At 42.3% G+C, this 26660-nt stretch carries 24 protein-coding genes; 14 read left to right on the forward strand and 10 right to left on the reverse strand.

Annotated elements, in window-relative coordinates; genetic code table 11:
• Positions 1 to 58: 58 nt before the first annotated feature.
• On the reverse strand, positions 59 to 781 hold the full coding sequence (gene carO, locus GVV58_RS04500; protein WP_005170093.1) for an ornithine uptake porin CarO: 723 nt from the start codon (positions 779 to 781) through the stop codon (positions 59 to 61).
• A gap of 318 nt (positions 782 to 1099) precedes the next feature.
• On the opposite strand from carO, the gene dapD reads away from it, so the two are divergent.
• From dapD to GVV58_RS04525, 5 genes are all read left to right on the forward strand, one after another.
• A complete protein-coding gene (gene dapD, locus GVV58_RS04505) occupies positions 1100 to 1921 on the forward strand; it encodes a 2,3,4,5-tetrahydropyridine-2,6-dicarboxylate N-succinyltransferase (protein ID WP_005097576.1) in 822 nt (273 codons plus the stop codon).
• A gap of 131 nt (positions 1922 to 2052) precedes the next feature.
• Positions 2053 to 2763, forward strand: coding sequence for a 7-carboxy-7-deazaguanine synthase QueE (gene queE / locus GVV58_RS04510; protein WP_100357449.1), 711 nt, complete (start codon positions 2053 to 2055; stop codon positions 2761 to 2763).
• A gap of 35 nt (positions 2764 to 2798) precedes the next feature.
• The gene (gene queC / locus GVV58_RS04515; protein WP_005170088.1) at positions 2799 to 3467 is read left to right on the forward strand and encodes a 7-cyano-7-deazaguanine synthase QueC; all 669 of its coding nucleotides are present in this window, start codon (positions 2799 to 2801) and stop codon (positions 3465 to 3467) included.
• A 16-nt stretch (positions 3468 to 3483) separates the two neighbouring features.
• Positions 3484 to 3897: a hypothetical protein gene (locus GVV58_RS04520; protein ID WP_005170085.1), complete on the forward strand. Its 414-nt coding sequence runs from the start codon at positions 3484 to 3486 to the stop codon at positions 3895 to 3897.
• An 80-nt stretch (positions 3898 to 3977) separates the two neighbouring features.
• A complete protein-coding gene (locus tag GVV58_RS04525; protein ID WP_005170083.1) occupies positions 3978 to 4436 on the forward strand; it encodes a peroxiredoxin in 459 nt (152 codons plus the stop codon).
• Between the two features lie 166 nt (positions 4437 to 4602).
• Here GVV58_RS04525 and GVV58_RS04530 read toward each other — a convergent pair whose 3' ends face one another.
• Together GVV58_RS04530 and GVV58_RS04535 are read right to left on the reverse strand one after the other, a co-directional pair.
• On the reverse strand, positions 4603 to 5166 hold the full coding sequence (locus GVV58_RS04530) for a YceI family protein (RefSeq protein ID WP_051064995.1): 564 nt from the start codon (positions 5164 to 5166) through the stop codon (positions 4603 to 4605).
• Between the two features lie 453 nt (positions 5167 to 5619).
• Entirely contained in the window at positions 5620 to 6225 is a 606-nt protein-coding gene (locus GVV58_RS04535) for a LysE/ArgO family amino acid transporter (RefSeq protein ID WP_005097584.1), read from the reverse strand.
• Between the two features lie 103 nt (positions 6226 to 6328).
• Here GVV58_RS04535 and GVV58_RS04540 point away from each other — a divergent pair, with 103 nt between their 5' ends.
• Positions 6329 to 7234 carry a LysR family transcriptional regulator ArgP gene (locus GVV58_RS04540; protein WP_100329049.1) on the forward strand — a complete coding sequence of 302 codons (906 nt, stop codon included), beginning with the start codon at positions 6329 to 6331 and terminating at the stop codon, positions 7232 to 7234.
• A gap of 5 nt (positions 7235 to 7239) precedes the next feature.
• Here the strand turns inward: GVV58_RS04540 and GVV58_RS04545 are convergent, their stop codons facing one another.
• Positions 7240 to 7809, reverse strand: a complete 570-nt coding sequence (locus tag GVV58_RS04545; RefSeq protein ID WP_005097586.1) for a nicotinate-nicotinamide nucleotide adenylyltransferase — start codon at positions 7807 to 7809, stop codon at positions 7240 to 7242.
• A 101-nt stretch (positions 7810 to 7910) separates the two neighbouring features.
• Between GVV58_RS04545 and GVV58_RS04550 the strand changes: the two genes are divergently transcribed.
• Together GVV58_RS04550 and GVV58_RS04555 are read left to right on the forward strand one after the other, a co-directional pair.
• Positions 7911 to 8711 carry an enoyl-CoA hydratase gene (locus GVV58_RS04550; RefSeq protein ID WP_159138205.1) on the forward strand — a complete coding sequence of 267 codons (801 nt, stop codon included), beginning with the start codon at positions 7911 to 7913 and terminating at the stop codon, positions 8709 to 8711.
• 73 nt (positions 8712 to 8784) lie between these two features.
• A complete protein-coding gene (locus tag GVV58_RS04555; RefSeq protein ID WP_005170077.1) occupies positions 8785 to 9588 on the forward strand; it encodes a nitroreductase family protein in 804 nt (267 codons plus the stop codon).
• Positions 9589 to 9814: 226 nt separating this feature from the next.
• Here GVV58_RS04555 and GVV58_RS04560 read toward each other — a convergent pair whose 3' ends face one another.
• The 3 genes from GVV58_RS04560 to GVV58_RS04570 all read right to left on the reverse strand — a co-directional run bounded on the left by GVV58_RS04560 (position 9815) and on the right by GVV58_RS04570 (position 12647).
• On the reverse strand, positions 9815 to 11284 hold the full coding sequence (locus tag GVV58_RS04560; RefSeq protein ID WP_100357452.1) for a carotenoid oxygenase family protein: 1470 nt from the start codon (positions 11282 to 11284) through the stop codon (positions 9815 to 9817).
• Positions 11285 to 11424: 140 nt separating this feature from the next.
• The gene (locus GVV58_RS04565) at positions 11425 to 11742 is read right to left on the reverse strand and encodes a hypothetical protein (RefSeq protein WP_005097590.1); all 318 of its coding nucleotides are present in this window, start codon (positions 11740 to 11742) and stop codon (positions 11425 to 11427) included.
• Positions 11743 to 11771: 29 nt separating this feature from the next.
• Positions 11772 to 12647: a LysR substrate-binding domain-containing protein gene (locus GVV58_RS04570; protein ID WP_100329052.1), complete on the reverse strand. Its 876-nt coding sequence runs from the start codon at positions 12645 to 12647 to the stop codon at positions 11772 to 11774.
• 171 nt (positions 12648 to 12818) lie between these two features.
• On the opposite strand from GVV58_RS04570, the gene GVV58_RS04575 reads away from it, so the two are divergent.
• On the forward strand, positions 12819 to 14561 hold the full coding sequence (locus GVV58_RS04575) for an FAD-dependent monooxygenase (RefSeq protein ID WP_159516072.1): 1743 nt from the start codon (positions 12819 to 12821) through the stop codon (positions 14559 to 14561).
• Positions 14562 to 14770: 209 nt separating this feature from the next.
• Here GVV58_RS04575 and GVV58_RS15605 read toward each other — a convergent pair whose 3' ends face one another.
• From GVV58_RS15605 to purL, 3 genes are all read right to left on the reverse strand, one after another.
• A complete protein-coding gene (locus GVV58_RS15605; protein ID WP_252146096.1) occupies positions 14771 to 14896 on the reverse strand; it encodes a KGW motif small protein in 126 nt (41 codons plus the stop codon).
• A gap of 353 nt (positions 14897 to 15249) precedes the next feature.
• Complete coding sequence (locus tag GVV58_RS04580; protein ID WP_051064989.1) at positions 15250 to 15696, reverse strand: hypothetical protein; 447 nt, start codon at positions 15694 to 15696, stop codon at positions 15250 to 15252.
• Between the two features lie 526 nt (positions 15697 to 16222).
• Positions 16223 to 20056 carry a phosphoribosylformylglycinamidine synthase gene (gene purL / locus GVV58_RS04585; RefSeq protein ID WP_159516073.1) on the reverse strand — a complete coding sequence of 1278 codons (3834 nt, stop codon included), beginning with the start codon at positions 20054 to 20056 and terminating at the stop codon, positions 16223 to 16225.
• A gap of 1353 nt (positions 20057 to 21409) precedes the next feature.
• On the opposite strand from purL, the gene GVV58_RS04590 reads away from it, so the two are divergent.
• The 5 genes from GVV58_RS04590 (at position 21410) to ruvB (ending at position 26657) form a co-directional block, all read left to right on the forward strand.
• Positions 21410 to 23047, forward strand: a complete 1638-nt coding sequence (locus tag GVV58_RS04590; RefSeq protein ID WP_005170049.1) for a hypothetical protein — start codon at positions 21410 to 21412, stop codon at positions 23045 to 23047.
• Between the two features lie 11 nt (positions 23048 to 23058).
• Entirely contained in the window at positions 23059 to 23190 is a 132-nt protein-coding gene (locus GVV58_RS15530; RefSeq protein ID WP_005097597.1) for a putative transporter small subunit, read from the forward strand.
• A gap of 173 nt (positions 23191 to 23363) precedes the next feature.
• Complete coding sequence (locus GVV58_RS04595) at positions 23364 to 24704, forward strand: deoxyguanosinetriphosphate triphosphohydrolase (protein WP_005097598.1); 1341 nt, start codon at positions 23364 to 23366, stop codon at positions 24702 to 24704.
• 120 nt (positions 24705 to 24824) lie between these two features.
• Complete coding sequence (ruvA, locus tag GVV58_RS04600) at positions 24825 to 25427, forward strand: Holliday junction branch migration protein RuvA (RefSeq protein WP_159138210.1); 603 nt, start codon at positions 24825 to 24827, stop codon at positions 25425 to 25427.
• Between the two features lie 222 nt (positions 25428 to 25649).
• Positions 25650 to 26657 carry a Holliday junction branch migration DNA helicase RuvB gene (ruvB, locus tag GVV58_RS04605; protein WP_005097600.1) on the forward strand — a complete coding sequence of 336 codons (1008 nt, stop codon included), beginning with the start codon at positions 25650 to 25652 and terminating at the stop codon, positions 26655 to 26657.
• The last annotated feature ends 3 nt before the right edge of the window (positions 26658 to 26660 follow it).

The following is a 26660-nucleotide window of genomic DNA, read 5'->3' on the forward strand; positions in this document are numbered from 1 at the left end:
TTTCATTACAACGCATAAAAAAACGAGCCGAAGCTCGTTTTTTTTATGCAGCTATAGCTTAGAAGCGGAAGCTGACACCCAGTTTCGCTACTGGTAGCCATTCGTATTCATTGTCGTTACGAATTTCACTAGCCTCATCTCTTACAGCCTGCTCAAATTCAGCTTGACGCGCTTCTACAGTTCCTTCACTTACTAAATTAACACGCGGATTACCATTATAGTAGGCACCAATTTCACCAAAGACTCCCCAACGATTGGTAATTGCTGGTGAGAAACCGATCCCTACATAAGGTGCAATATTGTTTTTATAAGATAAATCACCGTTAAGTCGAACACCATTCGCACCAGCTGTAAAATCTTGACCATTTACTGTAAAACCACGCTCGGGGCTTACTCTACGTTCAATTTCATAGTCGTTATCAACATATCCTACACCGGCCGCCATATAGAACCAGTTCGCCCAAGGACGAATCTCAGCATTTAAATAGGTCAGGTTATTGTCCATATCTAGATCATATTTCGAGCCATTAATTGACAAGTCATCAGACCAGGAAATGTCACCACCATTATAACCTAAAGTCACGCCGACATATGGGTTCACGTTCCATGAAAGTGCACCACCATAACCGGTAGTACCGACTTCAGCACGAACAGCTGCGGGTTTAAAGAAAGAAAAAGATGCCACACCTTCATCTGTTACGATTGTTTCATCAGCAGCCATAGCAGAGCCAGCTGCTGCAGCTAAAATGGAAACTGCTAAAATTTTATGTAAAGACTTCATTATTTCTCTCCTCAAAAGAACTTATTTTGATCATTAGTTATTCGTGATGGATTCAATATAAAGGACTTAAAAAATATTTTTTATTCATGTTTTGCTGATCTTTTGTTATTTTTTGATACAAATTAGTTTTTCTTGTTGATAACCTGGCTTTTTCTAACACTTCTACTACATTTTAAAATAATGAAAAATAACACTTATCACGTTCATTATTTCAAACTTCCCACACTTTTGGCTATTTTTCATCTATTTTCAGTCTGCTCAACTATTTTTAATGCAATATAGTGTAAAATCTAGAAAATTTTTTCTGGAAGGAAGATCATGTCGCAGCTTTCAACAATCATTGAAAAAGCGTTTGAAGATCGTGCGAATTTCACAGCTGCAGATTGCCCTGCTGAAATCCGTCAAGCAGTTGAGGACGTAATTGCTGGTCTAGACAATGGTACTTTACGTGTTGCTGAAAAAATCGATGGTGAATGGATTGTTCATCAATGGATTAAGAAAGCGGTATTGTTATCATTTAAATTAAACGACAACAAACCAATGCAAGCTTGTGATCTTCGTTTCTATGACAAAGTAGATACTAAATTCTCAGACTGGACTGAAGAACAATTCAAAGCGGCTGGCGTACGTGTAGTCCCTCCCGCGGTGGCGCGTAAAGGTTCATTCCAGGCCAAAGGCGTGATCTTGATGCCTTCTTATGTCAACATCGGTGCCTATGTAGATGAAGGTACGATGGTGGACACATGGGCAACTGTGGGTTCATGTGCACAGATTGGTAAAAATGTTCACTTGTCTGGTGGTGTTGGTATTGGTGGTGTACTTGAACCACTTCAGGCCAACCCGACTATTATTGAAGATAACTGCTTTATCGGTGCACGTTCTGAAATCGTTGAAGGCGTGATCGTTGAAGAAGGTTCTGTAATTTCAATGGGCGTATTCATTGGTCAATCGACCAAGATTTATGACCGTGCCACTGGTGAAATTCACTATGGTCGCGTACCAGCAGGTTCAGTCGTTGTTGCAGGTAGTCTGCCTTCTAAATGTGGTACTTACAGCCTTTATGCTGCGATTATCGTGAAAAAAGTAGATGCGCAAACTCGTTCTAAAACCAGCCTGAACGATCTATTACGCGAAGACTAATATGTCTTAACTTAGAGGGCACATTGGTGTTCCTCGGAGCTTCAAGCGCTCCCCGTCTCTACGATCAGTCATGATCGTAGGGATTTTTATTTTTATACCCGGTTATTTATTTCTCAGTGGTTAGTTTTGTTATGAATACGCTTCGTTCTTCCGCAATTCCAGTTTCTGATCCGTCTGCGGGTTTACGCATTACGGAGATCTTCTATTCATTACAAGGTGAAGCCAATGCTGCGGGCTTGCCAACGGTTTTTATCCGCTTAACCGGCTGCCCGTTACGCTGTACATACTGTGACACCACCTATTCATTTGAAGGTGGTCAGCGTCAGTCTCTGGATGAAATTATTCAGACCACGCTCGATTTTAAAACACCCTATGTCTGTGTGACCGGTGGTGAACCACTGGCTCAACCGAATGCCCTGCCTTTAATGCAGCGCCTTGCTGATTTAGGTTGTGAGGTTTCTTTAGAGACCAGTGGTGCTTTAGATGTTGCTAAAGTAGACCCGCGCGTTTCCAAAGTTCTAGATTTAAAAACCCCAACTTCAGGTGAAGTTGCACGAAATTTGTTATCCAATCTGGATCATTTAACGCCACATGATCAAATCAAGTTTGTGATCTGCAACCGTGAAGACTATGAATGGTCAAAGCAGCAGCTTGAACAGTATCAGCTTCAAGAGAAAGTCAGTACAGTCTGGTTCTCGCCTGCATTTGCGGTTGAAAAAGGCGCGGTTCGTTTACCGCAACTGGCGCGTGATTTGGCTCAGTGGATTTTAGAAGACCATCTCCCTGTTCGTTTCCAGTTACAGCTGCACAAGTTGTTATGGAATGATGAAACTGGTCGTTAATTTTTTGTAAAGTTACTTTTTTGGAGAATCAGCTTATGCGCCCTCGTGCCATTGTTCTGTTATCTGGCGGATTAGACTCAACTACATGTCTGGCTTGGGCACAGGCACGCTACGAATGTATCGCGATCAGTTTTAAGTATGGTCAGCGTTCAACCACAGAGCTGGATGCAGCCAAAGCACTGACTCAAGCTGCCGGTGTGGAACATCGTGTGATTAATATTGATCTGGGCAATCTGGGTGGCTCAGCCCTTACCGATCATAGCATTGAGGTGCCTGATCATGAACAAGCCGGTATCCCGATTACCTATGTTCCGGCACGTAATACCATCTTCCTGTCTTATGCTTTAGCCGCTGCGGAAGTATTTAAAGCCGAAGCAATTGTGATCGGAATTAATGCGGTTGATTACTCGGGCTATCCGGATTGCCGACCGGAATTTATTGACGCATTTGCCAACATGGCACGCCTTGCGACCAAGGTTGGCGTAGAGGGTCAGGCGCTCAAATTTGAAACACCTTTGTTACATTTATCCAAAGCAAATATTATTCGCTTAGGTATTGAACATGGCGTAGACTACAGTCAAACGGTGTCATGCTATCAAGCAGATGACCAAGGACGTGCCTGTGGAAAATGTGACAGTTGCCGTTTACGTAAACAGGGTTTTGCGGACGCAGGTGTTGAAGACCCGACACGTTATATACCGTAATAACAAGGTAGAGTTTATGAAGAATTTAAAATCAAGCATCGTGCTTTCAGCAATTGTTTCAGCTGCTGCTATGTTCGCAACAACGGCTCAGGCAGCTGATGACAAATTACAACAAGCTTATAAAAGCACCAATGTAAAATCTGCATTGATCAATGTTTGTAAAGATGAAACTGGCAAAGGTAAAAAACTGACCGCTGCTGAAGTCAGTAAATATTGTACTTGCGCTGTTGAAGCAGATGGTAAACTAACCAATGCACAAAAATGGGAAATCCAAAGCACCATTAATCAGAAGAAAAGTCCTGGAACTTTAGCTTTTGTACAGAAGCAGAATAAAGACCTGCAAGCATGTTTTGGTCCACAGTTAACAGGCAAACTGAAAACTTTGACTGAAGAAGCAATGAAATCAGCTCAAGCTGCGCCGAAGAAATAATATCTCATTATTCTTTGATGAAATAAGCCACTATAATGTGGCTTATTTTTTTGAAAAATTTAAATAAAACAGGAGTTAATATGACTGCCATCAGTTTGCTTGACCAGAGTTTCCCTGCAACGACAGCTGAAATCAATTTAACCCAGCTGGATACAGAATGGCTGGTGATTTATTTTTATCCTAAAGATTCTACTCCGGGTTGTACCACTCAAGCCGTCGGATTTTCTTGTTTAAAAGATCAGTTTGATGCTTTAAATACCACCATTATTGGCGTATCTCGTGATTCGGTCAAAGCCCATCAAAACTTTACTGAAAAGCAGAATCTGAGTATTAATCTGATCAGTGATAAAGAAGAAATCCTGTGTAATCACTTTGATGTGATTAAAGAAAAAAACATGTATGGCAAACAAGTCATGGGGATCGAGCGCTCGACTTTTATTTTCCATAACGGCGAACTGGTCAAAGAATATCGTAAAGTCAAAGCCGCAGGTCATGCCGAACAAGTCCTGGAAGATTTAAAAGCTCTGCAAAGTGCTTAATTGACTATTTCCTGCAAGGATAAAAGCTCGAAAAAATCGGGCTTTTTTTGTGATTACTTTGATGTAATACAAGCATTTTATATGTCTTCTATGCTTCAATTTTTAAAGCTAAGCAATAGACATGCAGCAGTCTATTAAGCTGAAAAAAGACTGTATTCAAACACCCTTAATTAACTTCACAATGACCCGAGAGATGCAGATTCACTTTCTCCCCTACGCCTGCGATCCCCTTTCTCATGCCGAAATCACTGCGGTTAATCACTGCAAATGCCTGGACTTCGAGCAAGTTGTCATTAGACAGACTCGACTTAAAGGTGGTTTCAAAAATCACCGGTTTGGTCACACCACGCAAAGTCAAATTGCCTAAAACATTGTATTTACCATTGCCCAGGTCTTTAAACTGGATACTTTTAAAACTTACCGTTTTATATTTTTCAACATAAAAAAGGTCTTCACCCAAAATCATATGTTTCAATAACGGTTTATTAAAACTCAAACTCTCCACATCCATGACCAGATGCGTTGAAGCATTTTGCGGTGCTTTGGCATCAAACTGCATGCTGGATTGCACCTGATTAAACTTGGCTTTGACCACAGTCAGTCCCATTGACTTGATCTCAAAGCCGACATCACTTTTAGGAGTGAGCGTCCATGATTTTGCAAAAGTCTGACTGCTGAAAAATAAACAGATTGCCAGGCCAATCAGTCCAGTTTTTATTGTTGTTTTCAATTTTAAATCCACCTTGTTTAATTTCTTATTGATCGGATTTAGATACACGCTTCAAGCTGAAATTAAATTTTCTTTTCAGTTTTAGAATTTTTGTTTTCGTTATTTTTATACCAGTTAACTGAAGTTTTTGTAAAACCCTTAGTGACTAATGGAAAAAATAATCGTTAGTATTTATTTTTAAGAAATGGCTTAATCGAAGTATGCTCATCGAATGGAGACTGTTAATACTTTGATTTTAAAATTCATCTCCTAAATATGATCATATATTCCAACAAAATCTGAAGTAAAATTTGCTTACACAGCGAGCACTGCAAACTCCATTTTCTATTGTGATTCTCTTTGAAAAATGTTTAAACAGAATGTTTAGACAAATATCAATTACAGACCTTACTCGCATTCTCTTGTTCAAAATATAAAAATCCTCAATTGAGGATTTTTATATTACCAGTTGAATTAAATGCTTAGAATTAATGACCCTGCGACGATCCACATGGTACAAGCAATGAGAGCATCCAGAACCTTCCAGGCATGGCGATGCTGAAACCAGGGTGTCAATATCTTTGCCCCATAGCCCAAGCTAAAAAAGAAAAACCAGGATGCACACACAGCACCAAGCGCAAACCACCATTTTCCTAGGCTATATTGCGTTGAAATTGAACCAATCAGGATGACGGTTTCTAAATAAACATGCGGGTTTAACCAAGTAAATGCCAGACAGATCATCAACACTTGTAAAAAATGTGCTGTAACTTGATCACTTGGAGCCAAAACTTCTGTTGATTTAAATGCATTGATTGCATGTTGCAGACCATAATAAAACAGGAATCCTGCGCCAATATATTTAGAAAACATAACCGCATTTGGATAATGTTCAATGATGTGAGCAAAACCAAAAACACCTAATAATATCAAAATAGTATCAGACAAGGCACACGTCAAACAGACCAGGAAGATATGCTGCTGTTTTAAACCCTGTTTTAGTACAAAGGCATTCTGCGCCCCGATACTGACAATCAGGCTCATACCTACAGCAAAGCCACTGACCATATAACTGAACATCACATTCCCCTTTTTTGAATACATGAATTATTCAACAAAAAGGAAGCTATTCATTAAAACTAAGTTAATATCAATTTAACTAAATTTTTCTTAGATTGTAGCGATGCTGAATGCGAAACAATGTGATGCTTTTTACGCGGTTGCAAAAACTGGAAGTTTTGATCTGGCGGCAGAACAACTCAATATTACTGCCTCAGCAGTGACCCTTCGTGTTCAGAGTCTGGAAAAACAATTGGGACACTTGCTGCTGGTGAGAGACCGGCCTTGTCGCGTGACTCAATCTGGACAAACTTTATTGCATTATTTACAGCATCAGCGTTTGCTAGAACAGAATTTGATGCAGGATTTGGGCGGACAGGTACAACAGGAAGGTTTTTACTGTCTGAATATTGCCACCAATGCCGATTCACTTGCGACCTGGTTATTGCCGACCTTACAAGCCCAACTGATCCAGCATAAAATTGTGCTGCATTTTCAACTGGATGACCAATCACAAACCCATCATTTACTGGAAGCCGGACTGGTCAATGCCTGTTTGAGCACTGAAGCCAAAGCCATGAAAGGCTGTCTGGCCGAGCGGATTGGACAAATGCACTACCGTCTGGTTGCCACGCCTGAATTTGCCCGGAACTGGTTTCAACAAGGAATACATCGTGATGCCTTACGCCACGCACCGGCGATTCTGTTTAATGAAAAAGACCAGTTGCATACCCAGTATATCCAGCAAGAATTTGGCCTGAGTCCGGCACAATATCCTCACTTTTTTATTCCATCGACGCATGCATTTTTTGATGCCATTGTCATGGGCTTGGGTTATGGCTGGTTGCCGGATTATCAAACCCGGCATTTGCTGGAATCAGGACAATTGATTGAACTTTCCGGTGAAATGCGAATTGAAGTCCCCTTGTATTGGCATCACTGGAAACAGCAGTCTCCTGCTCTGGCGATTCTGGGTGAATGTTTAAAACAGCATGCTCAGACCACCATGAATCAGCCTCTAGCCATCTGATCGAGTCAGGCCAGATTGCTTTTATCCTTCTGGACAAATTTTTGACTGAGTTGCTGATAGGTTTCGGTATGCTGGAATTGCTCTAGAAACTCAATCGTGCCTTGTGGAAATTTATCCCGTTGAATTTCACCGCGATAATAAGCTTCACGCATCGGCGTAGCGGATAAAGCACCTTCTAGGCTTTCCAGTTCGACCATTTCCCATTCCGGGAAAAATTTTAAATAATATGAAGAATCATCTTTAAAATGTCCAATCAGTCCGACTTTGGCATTCGGTTCTATGGCCTGATTTATCAGCGATTTCACCAGTTTTTGCCATTTTTCATCATTATAAACATCAATGACTTCTACAAATTGAATCCGCGCCTGATCTTCCGGACTAAAATTTGCAAGGATCATGGCTTCACGTTCCGAAGCCAGAAATGGATTTTTGATATTGCGTTCATTCTGCGCAGAACCAAGGGCCAAAATCACATTTTGACTGTGTTCCAAAGCAATCTGAATGGTTTGCATATGCGCCAGATGAAAAGGCTGAAAACGGCCAATGAAAACCAGATAATCAAATGTATAGTTCATAACAGATCATTTTTATGACTCATGAGTTGTGCCGCCCCAATAAATATGCGACATAATCAATCTCATAAAATCAAATTAAGTTTTAAAGCAAGGATAGTACGATGACACTGAGCTGTATTCAACAACCTCATGAGCATTTGCATGCGAATTTAGAACATGGCGTACTCACTTTAGCCATCAATCGCCCGGAAGCGAAAAATGCCTTATACAGCGAGCTGTATTTATGGATTGCTCAAGCGCTCGATGAAGCAGATCAGGACAATCAGGTTCGTGTGGTGGTGTTACGCGGTCAGGACGCGGACTTTAGCGCGGGCAATGATATGCAGGATTTCATGAAATCTGTTGCCAAGAAAGGTCAGGCCCCTGCGGCTGAAGGCCCGCCCTTTATTTTACTCAAAGCGGCTGCCAAGTTTTCCAAGCCTTTAATTGCAGCGGTACGTGGCGTTGCGATCGGGATTGGGGTAACCATCTTATTGCATTGTGACTTGGTCTATAGTGACAATACTGCCCTGTTCCAGATTCCATTTGTCAGTCTGGGCCTATCGCCTGAAGGCGCTTCAAGCAAATTGCTGATTCAGCAGGCGGGCTATCATAAAGCGGCTGAATTATTGCTGACTGCACAAAAATTCAATAGCGAAAAAGCACTCGGTGCCGGTCTGGTGAATAGTATCGAAGAAGATACCTATGCGGCTGCACAAAAACAGGCGCAGACTTTAGCAGCATTACCTTTGGCGTCTTTGAAGCAAACCAAAGCCTTGATGAAACATAATCTGGATGAAATTGTGGCCTGCATCGACCATGAAGCAGAAATTTTCATGCAGCGCGTTGGCTCTCCGGAAATGCTGGAAGCCGTACAAGCTTTTATGCAAAAACGTAAACCTGATTTCACACAATTCAACTAATTTTCAAACTTAGGATCTCAATGAGCTGGTTTAGACTGCCTCATTGATTCCTTTACCTGTAAGAATAAAGAATATGTCTACTGAAAATTCATCCATTATTGCCCAGTCTACTGAAACCATTGATAGCGCCAATCCGGATAAAAAACGTTATTATGAACCTGCTCCGCAGGATATTGATGTCGATAATTTCCGTAAAGTGATCGAAAGTCGTCGTTCAGTGCGTAAATTTACCAAAAAACCAATTCCAGAAGATGTACTTGATGCTTGTCTGGATCTGGCGTTGCTGGCTCCCAATTCGTCAAACTTGCAGCCCTGGACATTTTATGTGGTACAAAACCCGGCGAAGAAAAAGCGACTGGTCAAAGCCTGCATGAGCCAACTGGCAGCAAAAACGGCTTCTGAGCTGATTATCTGTGTGGCACGTACCGACCGTATTGATGAAATGGCCAAACGGAATGTCAATGAATTTCCATATCCGGAAGCACCAGCTGCCATCAAAAAATACTATAAATACATTCCATATAACTATAAAACCGGTTATTTAAATGTCTTTGGCAACTTTAAAAAAGTGGCTTTCAAAGTTGCCCGCACTTTAGATAAACAGATGCCTGTTTCTGCCTTTAGTCCAAGTGATGCCAAACTTTGGGCAACCAAAACAACGGCACTGGCTTGCGAAAATCTGGTCTTGGCCTTACGTGCTTATGGTTTTGACAGCTGCATGATGGAAGGTTTTGATGAACCGATGGTACGCGATATCTTGGGCTTAAATGATCAGCAATATCCAGTCATGGTGATTGGTGCAGGTGAACGCGCCAAAGACGGCGTGTTCTTCCCGCAATACCGTTTTGATCGTGAGTTATTTATCCAGAAAGTTTAACAGTAGCAATAGAAGAATAAATCTTTGATTTGATATTCTTGGCGATATGAATACCACTCTTAGGCAGAGATTCAGAAATGAATTTTCTGCCTAACCTGGGATCTCGGTTAATTTAGACCTACCCTTCTCATCCTTCAAAGTAACATCAACCTATTAAATAAAGATTTAAATCTTCACGCGATATGAGACTGTGCCAGCACCCAAAGTGCTTATGCATCATCAAAATCTAAGAATAATAAGTTCTCAATTTCCGGTCATCCATCCAGTTACAATGAAATCCGACGGGTACACGAACCGGTAAATGAATCGTGGCAATAGGCCCCTTCTGAATATATTGCGCATCTAAAATCACCACTTTCGATGGACTGCCATCCAAGGCGTGTAGATAAGACATCAGCCAGCCATCATTTTCTGTTTGAGCACCTTCTCGGGCGACAAAAACTGCCTCACCTGTAACCCAGTTTGCTCCAAAGGAATAGCTTGCTGTACTGCCGGTTTCCAGATCATGGTACAAGAGTGTATTACTGCTAACATGATAAGGATCATCAAAGCCGGCAAAGGAAACACTATAGGCATAGCGATAAGGTCGCCCTGTATAGGCTTCATTGATCCGCGGAAATTCCTGCTTGATATTGGATAATACAGTTCGAGTGACTTTTCCTGTTTGCTGCTCGAAGATCAATCTTTCCAGCCGAATCTCCTGATCTTCTATTGGTCCCTGAATGGAACTGACCAGTGCCTGGGAATGTACCACTGCATCCATCACTACATCACCTGTGTTCAGGTCATAAGCATTGACCGTATGGAAAATAAAACAGGGATCAATCTCATACCAGCGGATGTCTGCCGCACTGCCACCAAAAGGCAGCATACCTATACGAGCCTGATGTTTAGGATTCCATTGATAGGGCAGTAATGAGCCTTTTAAGGCACTACGCATAGAAAAGTTGACATTCAAATCCAGAATCAGCACCTGAGATTGAGTAATGGCACAGTCATGCACCATCGGGCCATGTTTGACTGGAATTTCGACATGATGTTGCAATTTGCCTTGAGCATCAATATGTAAATAAAAAACCTGATGATGATTCAAGGCATCATAACAAACCGCATGAATATCTCCTGTTTCCGGGTCGATATGCGGATGAGCCGTAAACGGTAGATCCTGATCATTTTCAAAAAGTTGATGCCGTTTTGATTCCAGTTCACGATTTACTTCGATCGGATAAGCCCCCGCTTCGACCAGTGCCCAGATTTTCCCGGCAAAGTGGATGATATTGGTATTGACCGCATCCGCGATTCCACGCGTTTTCCCTGAAATCTGTGGTCTATGCAATTTTTTCTGCACACTGGCCGATCCGACATAAGCACTTTTATAGCAATGTGCTTCACCAGCTTTGAGTTTCAGCGCGTGAATCATGCCATCACCGGTGAACCAGTGATAATTTCGTGGGTTCTTTACCGTGATCGGATTCGGGCCAATCCGCATCAGCGCACCTTCCAGTTCTACAGGAATTTGCCCTTCTACCATCAATTGAGTAGCAAAATGTTCCTGTCGTTGTGGCGCAAATATCCCATCCAGATAGGGATTGTCATGAGAATAGGGAATGCGGCTATGCAGGATTCCCGCACCATGTTTGATAGTTTTACTGAGCGTATTCTTGAGGATATTGCCGAGCTGTTTTGACCACTGCATTATTATTTTCCTGTTTTATTTTTATGATGATGACTGATTTTATACTCATAAAAGGAGGTTAATCATTTTAAACAGATAAGCTGATGGTACGCTAAAACACGATGCGCACCATTACTTCTAGCAGCAATAAGGTTGCACGTTTAGACTTTAATATCCAGGAGCTGAATAAACTCAAAAGCAGGCTCTTCATAAGGATGGCTTGCTTTCAGAGCTTTGGCGACCTCGACCGCCTTTTCATCAGCAACCAGCATTTCTACTCGCCACTCTTCAACCTGCTCTAATTCCCCGACTTCACCAATATAAGGATCTGCACCTTGCTGCGCTTTAAACTGTCCTGTTCCCAGTACCTGCCAGGCACAGTGGGTATAATCTCCGATGCCGCCTGCACCCGCTTTAAACAAGGCTTCCTTAGTCACTTCAAGATGTTCATCTGGTACATAATAAATGAGTTTTAGCATGTTTCCCTTCAACATTTTCAATGGCTTATTTAAGATCTATTGTCCAGTGCCTGGGTAATAATATTCAATGCAGAATTATGAGAATTCTTGTTAAATGTTGCATAAAGTCCTAATTGTGGCAGGACTTGATCTGTTTGCACGATTTTCACATGCTCATTTAAAAAACGCAGCAGATATTCCGGGACGAAGCTAAAACCCATGCCCATATTGATCAGGTTAATATGTTGCAACACATTGGTAACCCACAGTATTTGGTCATGCTGCAATTGTTCAAAAGACATCAGGTGATTCAACTGCGCATAAAAGACTGGCGAGGCATTTTGCTCACACATAATCAACTGATGATTTTTCAGTTCTTGTAACTTCAATGGCCGATCTGTGGGATGTAAATACTCGGCTGCCACCAGATAAATCTGTTCATTCATTAAATGAATATTGTCAAAATCGGGATGTTGCAGACAATAGCGGGTAAAGCTCAAATCCAGCTCGGCATTTTTCAGGCGTTGAATCTGCTCCATACAGGTCAGACTATGCAGATGAATTTTTAAATCAGGAATATTCTGCTTCAGTTTGGCCAGAATATTTGGCATCACTTTCAGTTCTGCAACATTTAAAAAGCCAATATGGATCTGGTTATTTTTCTGCTGCGCCACCTGACGCGCCGCGGCAACTGCCAGTTTGGCACTTTCAAGCGCCTGTTCAGCATGAATCAAAAAAGCTTGCCCTTCATCGGTCAGTTTGATTTGCCGGGATGAACGATCAAACAGCATTACACCGACTTCCTGCTCCAGATCCTTAATCTGCTGACTTAAAGAAGGCTGCGCCGTGAACAGCTTATCTGCTGCTTTGGTAAAACTCTGTTCCTGAGCTACTGTTAAAAAAGCACGTAAATGTCGAAGTTCCATAAACTCAGCCGCATATTCTCAGGCATTTTAAGCTGCCAAACGAGAAAGTAGTAAGAATCTCAATAGACCTATAGTTTATATGAATACTCCTATTGTATTGCCTGAATTTCACTACACTGGATTGTAAATATATTCAAATCTTGTTCTTCAGACAGACACATGGAGTCATGTATGACACAGCATTACGATACTGACGTATTGGTAATTGGCACAGGACCTGCAGGATCGACCTTAGGTTTAGCACTGGCAAACTATGGAATTAAAGTTCAACTCTTCACACAGTTTAACTGGCTGGCCAATAGTCCACGTGCACATATTACCAATCAGCGTGCTATGGAAGTATTACGTGATTTAGGCATTGAAGAACAAGTCAAAGAAATTGCGACACCGTGGGAACACATGGGCGAAAGCCTGATTACCACCAGTCTGGTCGGTGAAGAAATTGCCCGTTTAAGCGCTTGGGGCACAGGTGATGAACGTCATGGCGACTATATCAAAGGCAGTCCATGTCCATTGGTGGATTTGATTCAGCCGAAAATGGAAGCCTTACTGGTCAAGAATGCCGGTGAGCGCGGTGCAATCTATAACTTCAATACTGAATATTTATCGCATGTTCAGGATGAAAATGGTGTCACCGCTACTTTCCTGAACCGGATTACCAACACAGAATTTAGTTTAAGAGCCAAATATCTGATTGGTATGGATGGCGCACGCTCAAAAGTGGTTGAGCAACTTGAGCTACCACTCGAAGGTGTGATGGCGCGTGCGGGTACAGTCTATGTGACTTTTAAAGCCGATCTAAGCAAATATGTTCAGCACCGCCCTGCGATTCTGCAATGGATCGTCAATCCTGAAGCCAGCTTTGGTGATCTCGGTATGGGCTTGCTACGTGCCATTACGCCTTGGAATGAATGGATTATGGGCTGGGGCTTTGACATTTCCAAAGGCGAGCCACAAGTGACTGAAGAACAGGTTCGATCGCGTCTGAATACATTTGTTGGCGCTGAAGTGGAAGATGTCGAAATCCAAAAACTGTCCTACTGGTATGTAAACCAGACTTGGGCAACTGAATACTCTAAAGGCCGCGTGTTCTGTGGTGGTGATGCTGTACACCGTCACCCGCCTTCAAGCGGTTTAGGTTCAAATACCTGTATGCAGGATGCGTTTAACCTTGGCTGGAAACTCACCTATGCAATCAAAGGTTGGGCCGCACCTTCCCTCCTCGATTCATATACGTCTGAACGTGCGCCTGTAGGCAAGCAGATTGTCGCACGTGCCAACCAGTCCCGTTTTGACTATAAGCATTTAAAAGAAGTCTTTGGTTTTGACCAAGGCATCACTACGCAAAAACAAATGCTGGAACGTATTTTTGCTGAAGATGAGCAAGGTGCCAAAATTCGTAAAAAGTTATTTGAAGCACTTGAAATTAAGCATTTTGAATTTAATGCCCAAGGTGTTGAACTGAATCAGCGCTATAGCTCAAATGCGGTAATGAATGAAGCTGAGCCCGAGATCTTTGACAAAGATGAACAGCTTTATCTGCAAGCCACGACTCGTCCGGGTGCCAAAGTTCCACATACCTGGCTAATCAATAGCAAAGGCCAAAAGCAATCCACTTTGGATATTAGCGGTAAAGGCCGTTTTACCTTACTGACAGGTTTATCAGGCAAAGGCTGGAGATTGGCTGCCGAGGCTCTAGATTTACCTTATTTAGATGTAATTCAGATTGGTTCACGTGAGTATCGTGATGTCTATGGTACTTGGAATGCCAAGTCTGAAGTTCATGAATCAGGTGCGGTGCTGGTTCGTCCAGATGGTTATGTGGCTTGGCGTTATCAGGACAGTACCAATGCATCTTTTGATTATGAAAATACGTTAAAGGCGGTATTGAAGCAGGTTCAACTTATAATCTAACTATTCCATCAATCATATTTAATTGACCATCGACATGGATGTCACCTGTCAGCCTGTAGGATATAGACATTCTATCAGTCTGACGAAGGATTTTGGTTACCTTACGGAATATATCCCTCATCCTTCAAAGTAACGAATATTCTTATAAAAAAGTAAGTCTAACAATTTATGAAAAAACCACCTCAACGGTGGTTTTTTAAATCAGATAATTAAGAGCCTTGAAGTAAATAACTGCCCACAACAAACAATATTTGTAGTCCTACGACAATAGCAAACAACATCCAACCTTTCTGACGCATTGCCGCCTTATCCATTATTCTAAGTGTTTTAGCCATGTCATCACCTCATACTTGAGAATTGATACTGAACTGATCTATTCCATCTTTCTTTTATAGTGCAATAAAATTGTGCATAAAACATACCATAGCACTTTATATACAATATGAAAGCAAAATCTAAACCAAGTTCAGTGGGAGAAGTTAAATTAAAAAATCAGAATGCTTAAAAAGCAAAAATCCACCCCAAGGTGGATACGAATTAAGTAATTATAGATATTTTTAAATTATTTTTCCATAAAGTATAATTAAGTTAATATTTTTAAATGTTATTTATTGAAAAATTAAGAAAATTAATGATTAGTAATTTTCTGATATTTCCACATGAGAAGTGACTTTGCTGTAAGCATGAATTATTCATTACATAAGTTCTCATTTGGAAGTGTGATACTTTTACCATCCATCGCTTTACTAAAAGCTAAATACGCCTTAAAGCGCTGTTTTGTGTTTGTGGTGACTGCAATGACATGCTGAACGACATTGGATGGTTTGTACAAAGTATCTTGAGAAAAACGCTCGTAAATGCAGCCTATCGCGCGCGATTTTTCAAATGCAATTTTTCGTAGCGGGTATTGCTGAGAAGTATCGAGTAATAAGCTCTCTTGCAGAACCATAGCCAATTGTTTTACCGCCTGTCTTTGTTCCATATTTATAAAATTCTTTTCAATATAGAGATCAATATCATCACGAATTCCGTTTTGATTCACATCAGGGCCTTCGATATCGCGATCACGATTGAGTTTCGGCAAATAACCACTTTGTTTTATTTCATCTAAATGCTTGATATTAGCTCGCCACATGTATGTATCACACCCCGCCAATGTGAATAGTGAAATAAGTAAAATGCACCTTGAGAATCTGATAAATATTCTTGGCATGAGGTACCTCTTTATTTTATATGCATCATCATTGTCAAAAAGCTCAACATCTATCCTGAATCTCAATATATTTTCATGATTTAGTAGATCTGTAGTGTTTACGATATTTCATATAAAAGATCGCAACAGCGATCAAATGCAAAGCTAAACACAAGATGATTTTTAAATGTGGACTATACAGCTCATCCGACATTTTTTCGAAGAGAGTCAAATAAACCAGACTATAGGAAACGAGTCCTAAAATGGTTATTGCCGTTATTTCTATTTTTAAATATGCACCATCTGCAAAGTTATAATCTGCACTAAAACACAATAATGCAAAGATAAAATATGTAAATATTTTCATGATTTAAACTGGTTACTTATTTGAATTATTTAAACGATGTTAACTCCGAAACATACATAAAAAAAGGGCTGCTGACGCAACCCTTTTTTAATCTAAAACCGATTAACCAATGAACTTACGTGCATTACGGAACATACGTAACCAAGCACCATCTTGATCCCAGTCTTCTGGTTTCCAAGAATGCTGAATCGCACGGAAGTTACGTTCAGGGTGCGGCATCATAATTGTTGCACGACCGTCTTGAGAGGTTACACCGGTAATACCTTCCGGTGAGCCGTTCGGGTTCAATGGATAATGTTGTGTTGCATTCCCCAAGCTATCTACATAACGCAGAACCACCTGATTCGATGCGTTGAGCGCAGCAAAGTTTTCCGCAGTTGCAACCGCACGACCTTCACCATGTGCTACAGCGATCGGCAGAATCGAACCTTCCATGCCCTGAAGCAATACAGAGTTTGATTTTTCCACACGAACATTCACCGCACGTGCTTCAAACACTTCAGAAGTATTGCGGTGGAAACGTGGCCAAGCATCAGCACCCGGAATCAGCGGAGCCAACTGAGACAACATTTGACAGCCGTTACAGATACCCAGCGAGAAGGTTTCCTGACGGTTAAAGAATTTCTCAAACTGGTCACGCAGTTTAGTATTGAACAATACTGATTTTGCCCAGCCGCCGCCAGCGCCCATCACGTCACCGTAAGAGAAGCCGCCACAAGTCACTAAGCCTTCAAAATCATCCAGGCTGATACGACCTGCCAGCAAGTCACTCATATGTACGTCAACGGTATTGAAGCCGACTTTATCAAATGCTGCTGCCATTTCGATATGACCATTGACACCCTGCTCACGCAGAATCGCCATGTTCGGACGACGTAAATTAATATACGGTGCTTCAATCGCTTCATTCAAATCAAATGTCGGTTTCGCAATGATACCTGCATGAGATTTGTCAGTGATAAGAGCAAATTCCTGATCCGCAGTTTCTACGTTGTCACGTAGGCGCTGGATTTGGTGGGATACTTCAGTCCAAGCCACTTGCAGATCAGCCCGCTCAAGTACCAGACCGTTTACAGATAACTGATCCGTGTTATTTACCGTACCCACAACCTGAATGGCTTCTTTCAGGGTAGATGCTGTAACTTCAGCTTCTAATGCTGCCCAATCCGCTTTGCTGATTTGAAGCACTGCACCAATTTCTTCTGCAAACAGGCTTGCAGTTGACTGATCTTCTAAAGCCACACCCAGACGTGATGCGAACATCATTTCTGCAACAGTTGCGACTAAGCCACCATCACCGATGTCATGATATGCCTTGATCAGACCACGATTGTTCCAGTCTTGAACCAATGCGAAAAATGCTTTGAAGTCATCGAAGCTGTCGACATCAGGCGTCACAGAACCGATTGCTTTATACACCTGCGCCAGAATCGAACCACCTAGACGGAACTGACCTTTCGATAAGTCAATACGAACCAGTACCGACTCTTCATTTTTCAATTCAGGAGTCAATGTTTTACGAACATCGGTCACTGGTGCAAATGCAGTAATCACGCCTGACATTGGAGAAGTCACTGATTTGTCTTCGCCTTCATCATTCCAGGTTGTACGCATAGACAATGAGTCTTTACCGACTGGAATTGCGATACCCAGTGCTGGACACATTTCCATACCGATGGCTTTTACACCTTCGAATAGCGCTTGATCTTCGCCCGGTTGACCGGCAGCAGCCATCCAGTTTGCAGACAATTTAATGTCGCTGATTTTTTCAATCTTTGCAGACATGATGTTCGAGATTGATTCAGCCACTGATAAACGTGCCGATGCAGCAGGATTGAGCAATGCGACTGGTGGACGTTCACCCATCGCCATCGCTTCACCGGTGTAGCCTACTAGGCTTGTCGTTGTTACCGCAGCATCCGCCACCGGAACCTGCCAGCGACCGACCATTTGATCACGTGCCACCATACCAGTAATCGAACGGTCACCAATACTGATCAGGAATGATTTAGAAGCCACTGTCGGGTTTTTCAAAACACGATAAATCGCATCTTTCAGATCTGTGACTTTAGCCGCGTCGAAATCATCGCCTTTGCGTTCAATGGTTTCATATGAACGGCTCATACGCGGTGTACCACCAAGCATTACCTGCATTGGCATATCCACTGGCTTGTTGCCAAATAACGGATCTTCAACGGTTAAGTGACGCGCTTCAGTTGCTTCACCGAGTACCGCAAACGGACAACGTTCACGCGCACAGATCGATTCAAATAATTCTAAAGAAGATGGACGAATCGCCAGTACATAACGCTCTTGCGCTTCATTTGACCAGATCTCCATAGGCGACATGCCCGGCTCAAGCGATGGAATCTTACGCAGATCCAGCACCGCACCGAGTTCATGGTCATTCACCAGTTCAGGCATGGCATTCGATACACCACCTGCACCCACATCATGTACAGACACGATCGGGTTCTGGTCTTCCATGCGCCAGCAAGTATCAATCACTTCCTGACAACGGCGTTCCATTTCCGGGTTTTCACGTTGTACCGAAGCGAAATCCAGGTTTTCGCCGAGTTTACCGCTGTCTACAGAAGATGCTGCACCACCGCCGAGACCGATCAGCATGGCAGGGCCACCGAGCACGATCAATAAATCGCCCGGCAAGATTGGATCTTTTTCAACGTGATCTGGACGGATGTTGCCATAACCACCGGCAATCATGATTGGCTTATGGAAACCTTTAACATCGCCATTGATGTTTTGTTCAAAGGTACGGAAGTAACCATTTAAGGCAGGACGACCAAATTCGTTGTTAAACGCAGCGCCACCCAATGGGCCTTCAATCATGATTTGTAGCGGCGATGCCATACGCGATGGCTTGCCATAGTTTTCTTCCCAAGGCTGTTCAAAGCCCGGAATGTTCAGGTTAGATACTGTAAAGCCGGTTAAACCTGCTTTAGGCTTACCACCACGACCGGTCGCACCTTCATCACGGATTTCACCGCCCGAACCTGTCGCAGCACCGGCAAATGGTGCAATCGCTGTCGGATGGTTGTGAGTTTCCACTTTCATCAAGATATGCGCGGCTTGACTCTTATATTTATAAACCTGCTGGCCATTGTCTTCTTTGGTTGGATAAAAACGCTGGGTATCCGAACCGACAATCACCGAAGCATTGTCTTTATAAGCCGACAATACATCTGTAGGTGATTCTTTATAAGTATTCTTGATCATCTGGAACAATGACAATGGCTGAACTTCACCATCAATGGTCCATTCAGAACCGAAGATTTTATGACGGCAATGCTCAGAGTTTGCCTGTGCAAACATCATCAGTTCGATGTCATTTGGATTACGACCCAGCTTGATAAACGCTTCAGTCAGGTAATCAATTTCTTCCATCGACAATGCAAAACCAAATTCATTATTGGCCTTAACCAGTGCTTCTTTACCTTCACCCAGAATATCAATCGAGTTCAGTGGTTTTGGTGCTGTTTCAACAAACAGTACCGCAGCCTCTTCAATCACATTGAATACGCTTTCAGTCATACGGTCATGCAAAATCTGTTGAACTTCATTTGATACGTCTTTTAGACCCTTCAACGTAAATAAAACGCCGCGCTCAAGACGATGAACCGGCGTATTACAGTTTTTGAAAATGTCTGTAGCTTTAGAAGACCAAGGCGAGATGGTGCCGACACGCGGTGTCACTAAAATTTGGATTTCATCACTTGCAGCCTGGTGCAATTCAAAAGATTGCCCATCGTTGAGAAGCTGTAAAGCTGATTGCTGTTGTTGCTCGCTGAGCGCTTGGTCAAAGAGGTAGACCCATTGACTTTCAATTGATTGAACAGAACTAATTGACGTCAAACGCGATAATAGTTGAGTTTTCTTAAAAGAAGAATGTGCGGGTGCACCGGCAACGATAAACATGCTGATTTTGGCTCCACGGGATGGTCTGAACAACCATGCCACAATGTGACTTGAGAGAGCGCATATTCTACTGTGAAATAAGGAAATCGGCTAGATGGCAAATACGAAAACTACGGCTGAAATATTCTGTATTTTTAAAATATTGTGTTTATTTTCAGGCAGGAAAATTGAATGTAGTCGCGTAGATTAACACAATTTGTTAAAGAAAAATCAAAACCGATTAACAATAATTTCACTTAAGAAAATTGTATTATTTTTCAACAGCAAGACCACTTAAAATGCGTACAGAACTTATTCTTGAGCCGTTATAAAAAACTTATTAAGGCTAGGCTAAAGCTTCTCGGGATAGACTGAAACAGTCGAGTTCATTTTTTAGCTCATCTCTCTGTCGGCGAGTTGCACTACTGAAATAATTTTGTATCCAGCTATCCCCATTCCGGGCTCCATTGCAGGATTTAAGACTCTGCCCCGCTGTTCTCCCTTTTCGAGCCTGTCTGTATGAGCAAACTATATCGCCTGCTTCAATCAACTTTCAATAATATCCGGTAGCCCAGATTATCCCGCTCACTCATCTTAATATCTGAGCTCTATTTAAAGATACCTGAATCTCACATATAAGCCTCAATCATAGTTTCTAATAAAGAGCGAAACTTAAAATTAATAGATCTATTTTAGCAAATAAATTTCCAGGATATTAAGCCTCTTGTTATTAATATATTGACTTAGCAAATTTATTTAAAAATTTCTTATTTTACCTCTATGAAATAGGTTATTTTCAAGCTAATCAATTGAAAATATACAGCTTAAATTCAAACTGATTCTCGGTCTCTATTCTTATGCAAAAATTCAGAATATATAAGCATCATCAGACATGAATTAATGAAAGTTTTTAGGCTATTATTAAAAAAATCACTACTCATAATGAAGAAAATAAGCAATATTAAAATTTTGTTACTTTTTCATTTTCTGACTGATATCCATCTTTATTCTAATAAAAAACCATGCAATAAATACCTGTAATTCCTATAAAAATATAGAAACAACAAATCTATATTTGATAAGATGTTGAAATCAAAAATAGCCTTATATCAGCAAAGAATCTACATAATTAATGACTTCATCAGTAAATTTGATGATTTTATGTTAACCTCTACGCCAATTGCTGAGGAAATGTCCACATTCAGGACGCATGAATCATCCTCTTTTCTGCTGCAGATATGAATATCCAATTGATATTCAGACGCTGGTTTTTTTATTTTCTGTAGCTTCACTGCTCTGTCTAATCTAGAGCCTTAATCTGTTGCCAATGATTTAATTTTCAAAAACAAAAGGTGACCCGCTTAAGGAGTATGTATGTTTCAATTCACTAGTACAGCAACTGTACTATTGATGGTGCTTTTCTATGGCATCACCTTTCTATTGTCGTTACGCATTAAGCAAAAAAATGAAAATGTCGATGGATATATGGTCTCGAATGGCTCCATCGGATTTGGAATGTCTGCGGCCAGTATGACCGCCACCTGGATCTGGGCCGCTTCATTTTATGCAGCAGCTTCGTCCGGATATAAATACGGTGTTTCCGGTGCCTTACACTATGGTTTGTGGGGTGCACTGATGATTTTATTTATCTACCCATTCGGCAAACGTTTCCGCGACCTGGCACCCAATGCACACACTTTGGCAGAAATCATGCATGCACGGCATGGTAACCAGAGCCAGATGATTCTGGCAGGCTCCAACATTGTCGGGAGCGTGATCAGTCTGATGGTAAACTTTACCGCAGCAGGTGCGCTGGTTGAAATTCTGTCTCCCCTCAGCTTTATCCATGGGGTCTTGATTACCGGAATTGGCGTCCTGTCCTATACTTTATGGTCCGGTTTCCGCTCCTCGGTATTTACCGACTTTGGGCAACTGGTCGCCATGATTGTGGCGGCAGTGATCATTATTCCGACGCTATTTTTCACCCTGGGCGGCCCTTCACTGTTCCAGACCGGCATGCATAATCTGCAACCGGAACAACTGGATTTCTTTTCGAAAACCGCATTTTTAGAACAGGGTGCACCATTTTTTGTGGCGGTACTGGCTTATGCGATTGGTAACCAGACCATCGCCCAACGCCTGTTTGCAGTGCGTAAAGACTTGATCAAACCCAGCTTCATTACTGCAACCATCGGTTATGCCGCGATTGTCGTCGGTTTGGGAATGCTCGGATTATTGGCGCTATTTGCCGGGATTCAGCCGATTGATGGCAACCTGAACAACCTGATTCCACAAATGGCAGCAACGTATCTGTCTCCATTTATGGTGGCCTTACTCTTTGTCATGGTAATTGGCGCGCTTTCGTCAACGGCGGATTCGGATTTATCTGCCCTGTCTGCCATCGTAATGACCGATATTTATGGCAAACAGATTGCTAAAAATCGTCCTGATCCGAAGAAAATGCTGTTTATTGGCCGGATGACCATGATTGTAGCCACCATGCTCGGTATTTTAATTGCCACGCTTAAATTCGACATTCTAGCGATGCTGATTTTCGTCGGTGCACTCTGGGGTGCCATCGTATTCCCGGTGATTGCCAGCCTGTACTGGGACAAGGTCAATGCCCGTGCCTTTAACTGGTCTGTCGGTATCGCATTTTTAAGCTTTCTGGTGGTTCGATTTGAATGGCTGCCAATTCAGGGTCTGATCGCACTCAGTTTTGAGCTTATGGCCACCATCGGTATTGGTGTGGTACTGGGTCTGATGAGCTTTGGCTTCTTTGGCAAGAAAGTCGGCCTGGTGGTCGGTATTCTGGCCAGTATCGGCTTCCTTCCATGGACCATCGGCTTCCTGCGTGATTATGGCACGCTATTGAGTTCCCTGACCGCCTACGGCAGCAGCGCCATTGTCTGTACAGTACTGACTTTAATGAATAGCAAAGAACGATTTGATTTTAAACAAATCAATAAGATGGTGATTGAATTTCACCAGGTATCTGAGAAAAGTAAATAAGGAGATTTCAGATGAGTAGTCAATTTATGACCCTATATGTACTTTTTTGGCCATTGGTGGCGACGATGATTTTGTTCGTCATTTGCATGGGGGTCTATAAAGACATCCAGGAAGCCAAGATCAGTGGTGAAGATTTGCTTTAGTCCACTTCTATCATGAGATAAAAACAGGTCAATATGACCTGTTTTTTTATAGCGATTGTTCAGCTGAAATTTCCACAGAGTTTTGTTTGTTCCGACAATTCATGTCGCAGCACTCTAGTGCTGTTGCTACTTTTTTGGCATGATGCACTTAGCAAAGAATTGAATAATGATAAATGACTCAAATGCGTTGGTTAGAGCTGCTTTCGACAGTTCGGATTGGTAGTAAAAAGCAAAGTACTGAACTGGCACGTAGCCCGTTCCACAAAGATTATGACCGTATTATTTTTTCACAAAGTTTCCGCCAGCTGAACCGTAAAACTCAGGTTCACCCTTTAACCCAGCACGATGGTATTCATACACGACTCACACATTCACTTGAAGTGTCCTGTATTGGGCGTTCACTCGGGATGCTGGCCGCAGAGAAAATAAAAGATCAGTTACCGCCCTGGATTTCCCCGGCCGATGTCGGTGCCATTATTCAGGCTGCCTGTCTGGCACATGATATTGGTAATCCCCCTTTTGGCCATGCCGGTGAATATGCCATTCGAGAATGGTTCGACGATGCATCGCATACCGATTTTTTAAAAGATCTCAGTCCTGAACAAGAAGCCGATGTACGTCAGTTTGAAGGCAATGCCCAAGGTCTACGCCTGTTGACCAAAATCGATTACCATCCCAATGATGGCGGCATGCGTTTGACTTATGCCACGTTAGGGGCTTATTTAAAATATCCGTGGCTGTCAAAAACCATGGCATCTCAAGTCGATTTACCTGCCAGCAATCGGGCCAAGTTTGGCTGCTATCAGGCCGAGAAAGAGATTTTAAAGCAGATTGCAGAACAACTCGGACTGATTCAGTTAGCTGAATATCATTACTGCCGTCATCCACTGACCTATCTGCTCGAAGCGGCTGATGATATCTGTTATGCCCTGATTGACCTTGAAGATGGTATTAGCCTGAATATGCTCAGTTATGACGAAGTTGAGCCGGTCTTTTTAAATCTGCTCGGTGATTATGGTATTCCTTCTGAAATCGCCATGAGCAATACCACCTGGCAGCAAAAAATTGCCGCCTTGCGTGGTCGGGTCATGAAACGTCTGGTCGATGAAGTGACAACGGCTTTTGCCCGTCATCATGACCAGATTTTATCGGGTCAGTTACAAGGTACTTTATTGCAATATTGTACTGCGGACATTGAAATCGGGATTAATCGCGCCAAAGAACTGGCACGGGATAAAATTTTTGAGCATCCGCAAAAAGCAGGACTGGAAATTATCGCGCATCAATGTTTGCAAAATATTCTGGATGCCTTTATTCCCTTAACAACGCCGCATAAAAACCTGAGTTTTAAAGAACAGCGCTTGATGTCGATTCTGCAACGTTCAGGGGCGAATTTTAGCGCCAGCCATTATGACAATATCATGCAGGTGCTGGATATTGTTTCGAAATTTTCTGATCATCAGGCTTATAACCTGTCGCAGGAATTACAAGGCAATAAAGCCGGATTGTTATAAAATATTCTGCTGTATAGGAGGATGATTGTAATAAAATCATCTATTTTACAGCGGCAGATTTTGCCTTTCCGGAAAATGCTGACTACTATGCAGCAAAACTGAATTTAGTGATGATAAAAGATGATTGGATGTCTGATTGGTGAAGTACTGGCTTTAGAAGCACCGACCGTACTGTTAAATGTAAATGGCGTCGGTTATGAAATTGATACGCCGCTGACGACTTTCTGCCAGCTGCAAAAAGGACAACAAGTCACACTCTGGACCCATCTGGCCGTGCGTGAAGATGCACAGTTGCTGTATGGCTTTATCAATGCTCAGGAAAAAACCATTTTCCGCACCCTGTTAAAAGTCAACGGCGTTGGCCCCAAAATGGCCTTGGGTATTCTTTCAACTTTAAGTGTGGAAATGCTGATTCATACCGTTGAAAATGAAGATGTGAATACCTTGGTCAAAGTTCCCGGTGTCGGTAAAAAAACCGCTGAACGTTTAATGATTGAATTACGTGACCGCTTTAAAGCCATGGCTTCAGGTGCTGCGCCAAGCAATTCAACTACACCACAGATTCAGTTTATGGGTAATTCAGCCGTGGCTGAAGCAGAAGCTGCATTACAGTCTTTGGGTTATAAACCTGCTGAAGCACAAAAACTGATTAATGCGGTTAAAGCAGATTACACTGAAGCCAGCGACATTATCCGCGCTGCATTAAAGTCGATGAATCGTTAATACTGATTTAAATATTCGCTGCAAAATGAAGATGAGAAGGCAGCATGGATGCTGCCGCAGAAATATGGCATAGGATGTGCCATTATTTTTGCAAAGGGTTTTGTTACTTTTGCCCTGTCAAAAGTAAGAGCATGCCTGCACAATGGCATACGAATTGTTAAAGCATTTTGAGGCTATGACTTTATTCACCTCAAATAAACCATAGAGATTAACTCAAAAGATATGCAAGACCGTCTCATCAGTGGTTCTGAAAAACCAGAAGATCATTTTGATCGTGCCATCCGTCCAACCTCACTCGATGACTATATTGGTCAGCCTGTGGTTCGAGAGCAAATGGAAATCTTTATTGGTGCCGCCCGTGGCCGTGAAGAAGCGCTGGATCATACATTGATTTTTGGCCCGCCCGGCCTGGGTAAAACCACGCTGGCGAATATTATTGCCCGCGAAATGGGCGGTAATCTTAAGTCGACTTCAGGTCCGGTGCTAGAACGTGCCGGTGATTTGGCCGCCATGCTGACCAATCTGGAAGAAGGTGATGTCCTGTTCATTGATGAGATCCACCGTCTTTCACCGGTGATTGAGGAAATTCTCTATCCAGCGATGGAAGATTATCAGCTCGACATCATGATTGGCGAAGGGCCTGCTGCACGATCAATCAAACTGGATTTGCCACCCTTTACCCTGGTTGCAGCAACCACACGTGCAGGTCTGCTTACCTCTCCTTTGCGTGACCGTTTCGGCATCGTACAGCGTTTAGAATTTTATTCAGTTGAAGATTTGACCCACATTGTCAAACGTTCAGCCAACTTGATGGATGTACCGATGACTGGTGATGGCGCAAAAGAAATTGCCCGTCGTTCACGAGGCACACCACGTATTGCCAACCGCTTATTGCGTCGTGTACGTGACTATGCTCAGGTCAAAGGCACTGGTGAAATTAATCAGGATATGGCACAACGTGCTTTGGACATGCTCAAAGTCGATAAAGATGGTTTAGATACTTTAGACCGCCGTTATCTATCGATGTTATTAGAACGTTTTGATGGTGGCCCTGCTGGTGTTGAAGCGTTGGCTGCTGCCATGGCAGAAGATTCTGGTACGCTGGAAGATGTGATTGAACCATATTTGATTCAGCAAGGTTATGTCATGCGTACTGCACGTGGCCGTATTGCCACCAATATGGCCTATTTACAGTTTGGATTGACACCACCTGAGCCAAAAGAAAAGTGATTC

Source organism: Acinetobacter sp. 18QD2AZ41W, from assembly GCF_009829025.1.
GTDB classification, from domain to species: Bacteria; Pseudomonadota; Gammaproteobacteria; order Pseudomonadales; family Moraxellaceae; genus Acinetobacter; species Acinetobacter pseudolwoffii.

Excerpts from the sequence above, each read along its gene's own strand:
- GVV58_RS04565 (WP_005097590.1), bottom strand. The coding sequence starts at position 11,742 with ATGCTAAAACTCATTTATTATGTACCAGATGAACATCTTGAAGTGACT.
- GVV58_RS04545 (WP_005097586.1), bottom strand. The coding sequence starts at position 7,809 with ATGAACTATACATTTGATTATCTGGTTTTCATTGGCCGTTTTCAGCCT.
- GVV58_RS04560 (WP_100357452.1), bottom strand. The coding sequence starts at position 11,284 with ATGCAGTGGTCAAAACAGCTCGGCAATATCCTCAAGAATACGCTCAGT.
- GVV58_RS04595 (WP_005097598.1), top strand. The coding sequence starts at position 23,364 with ATGACTCAAATGCGTTGGTTAGAGCTGCTTTCGACAGTTCGGATTGGT.
- GVV58_RS04550 (WP_159138205.1), top strand. The coding sequence starts at position 7,911 with ATGACACTGAGCTGTATTCAACAACCTCATGAGCATTTGCATGCGAAT.
- GVV58_RS04540 (WP_100329049.1), top strand. The coding sequence starts at position 6,329 with ATGCTGAATGCGAAACAATGTGATGCTTTTTACGCGGTTGCAAAAACT.
- queC (WP_005170088.1), top strand. The coding sequence starts at position 2,799 with ATGCGCCCTCGTGCCATTGTTCTGTTATCTGGCGGATTAGACTCAACT.
- GVV58_RS04580 (WP_051064989.1), bottom strand. The coding sequence starts at position 15,696 with ATGTGGCGAGCTAATATCAAGCATTTAGATGAAATAAAACAAAGTGGT.
- ruvB (WP_005097600.1), top strand. The coding sequence starts at position 25,650 with ATGCAAGACCGTCTCATCAGTGGTTCTGAAAAACCAGAAGATCATTTT.
- GVV58_RS04520 (WP_005170085.1), top strand. The coding sequence starts at position 3,484 with ATGAAGAATTTAAAATCAAGCATCGTGCTTTCAGCAATTGTTTCAGCT.
- dapD (WP_005097576.1), top strand. The coding sequence starts at position 1,100 with ATGTCGCAGCTTTCAACAATCATTGAAAAAGCGTTTGAAGATCGTGCG.
- queE (WP_100357449.1), top strand. The coding sequence starts at position 2,053 with ATGAATACGCTTCGTTCTTCCGCAATTCCAGTTTCTGATCCGTCTGCG.
- GVV58_RS04590 (WP_005170049.1), top strand. The coding sequence starts at position 21,410 with ATGTTTCAATTCACTAGTACAGCAACTGTACTATTGATGGTGCTTTTC.
- GVV58_RS15605 (WP_252146096.1), bottom strand. The coding sequence starts at position 14,896 with ATGGCTAAAACACTTAGAATAATGGATAAGGCGGCAATGCGTCAGAAA.
- ruvA (WP_159138210.1), top strand. The coding sequence starts at position 24,825 with ATGATTGGATGTCTGATTGGTGAAGTACTGGCTTTAGAAGCACCGACC.
- GVV58_RS04525 (WP_005170083.1), top strand. The coding sequence starts at position 3,978 with ATGACTGCCATCAGTTTGCTTGACCAGAGTTTCCCTGCAACGACAGCT.
- carO (WP_005170093.1), bottom strand. The coding sequence starts at position 781 with ATGAAGTCTTTACATAAAATTTTAGCAGTTTCCATTTTAGCTGCAGCA.
- GVV58_RS04535 (WP_005097584.1), bottom strand. The coding sequence starts at position 6,225 with ATGTTCAGTTATATGGTCAGTGGCTTTGCTGTAGGTATGAGCCTGATT.
- GVV58_RS04575 (WP_159516072.1), top strand. The coding sequence starts at position 12,819 with ATGACACAGCATTACGATACTGACGTATTGGTAATTGGCACAGGACCT.
- GVV58_RS15530 (WP_005097597.1), top strand. The coding sequence starts at position 23,059 with ATGAGTAGTCAATTTATGACCCTATATGTACTTTTTTGGCCATTGGTG.
- purL (WP_159516073.1), bottom strand. The coding sequence starts at position 20,056 with ATGTTTATCGTTGCCGGTGCACCCGCACATTCTTCTTTTAAGAAAACT.
- GVV58_RS04555 (WP_005170077.1), top strand. The coding sequence starts at position 8,785 with ATGTCTACTGAAAATTCATCCATTATTGCCCAGTCTACTGAAACCATT.
- GVV58_RS04570 (WP_100329052.1), bottom strand. The coding sequence starts at position 12,647 with ATGGAACTTCGACATTTACGTGCTTTTTTAACAGTAGCTCAGGAACAG.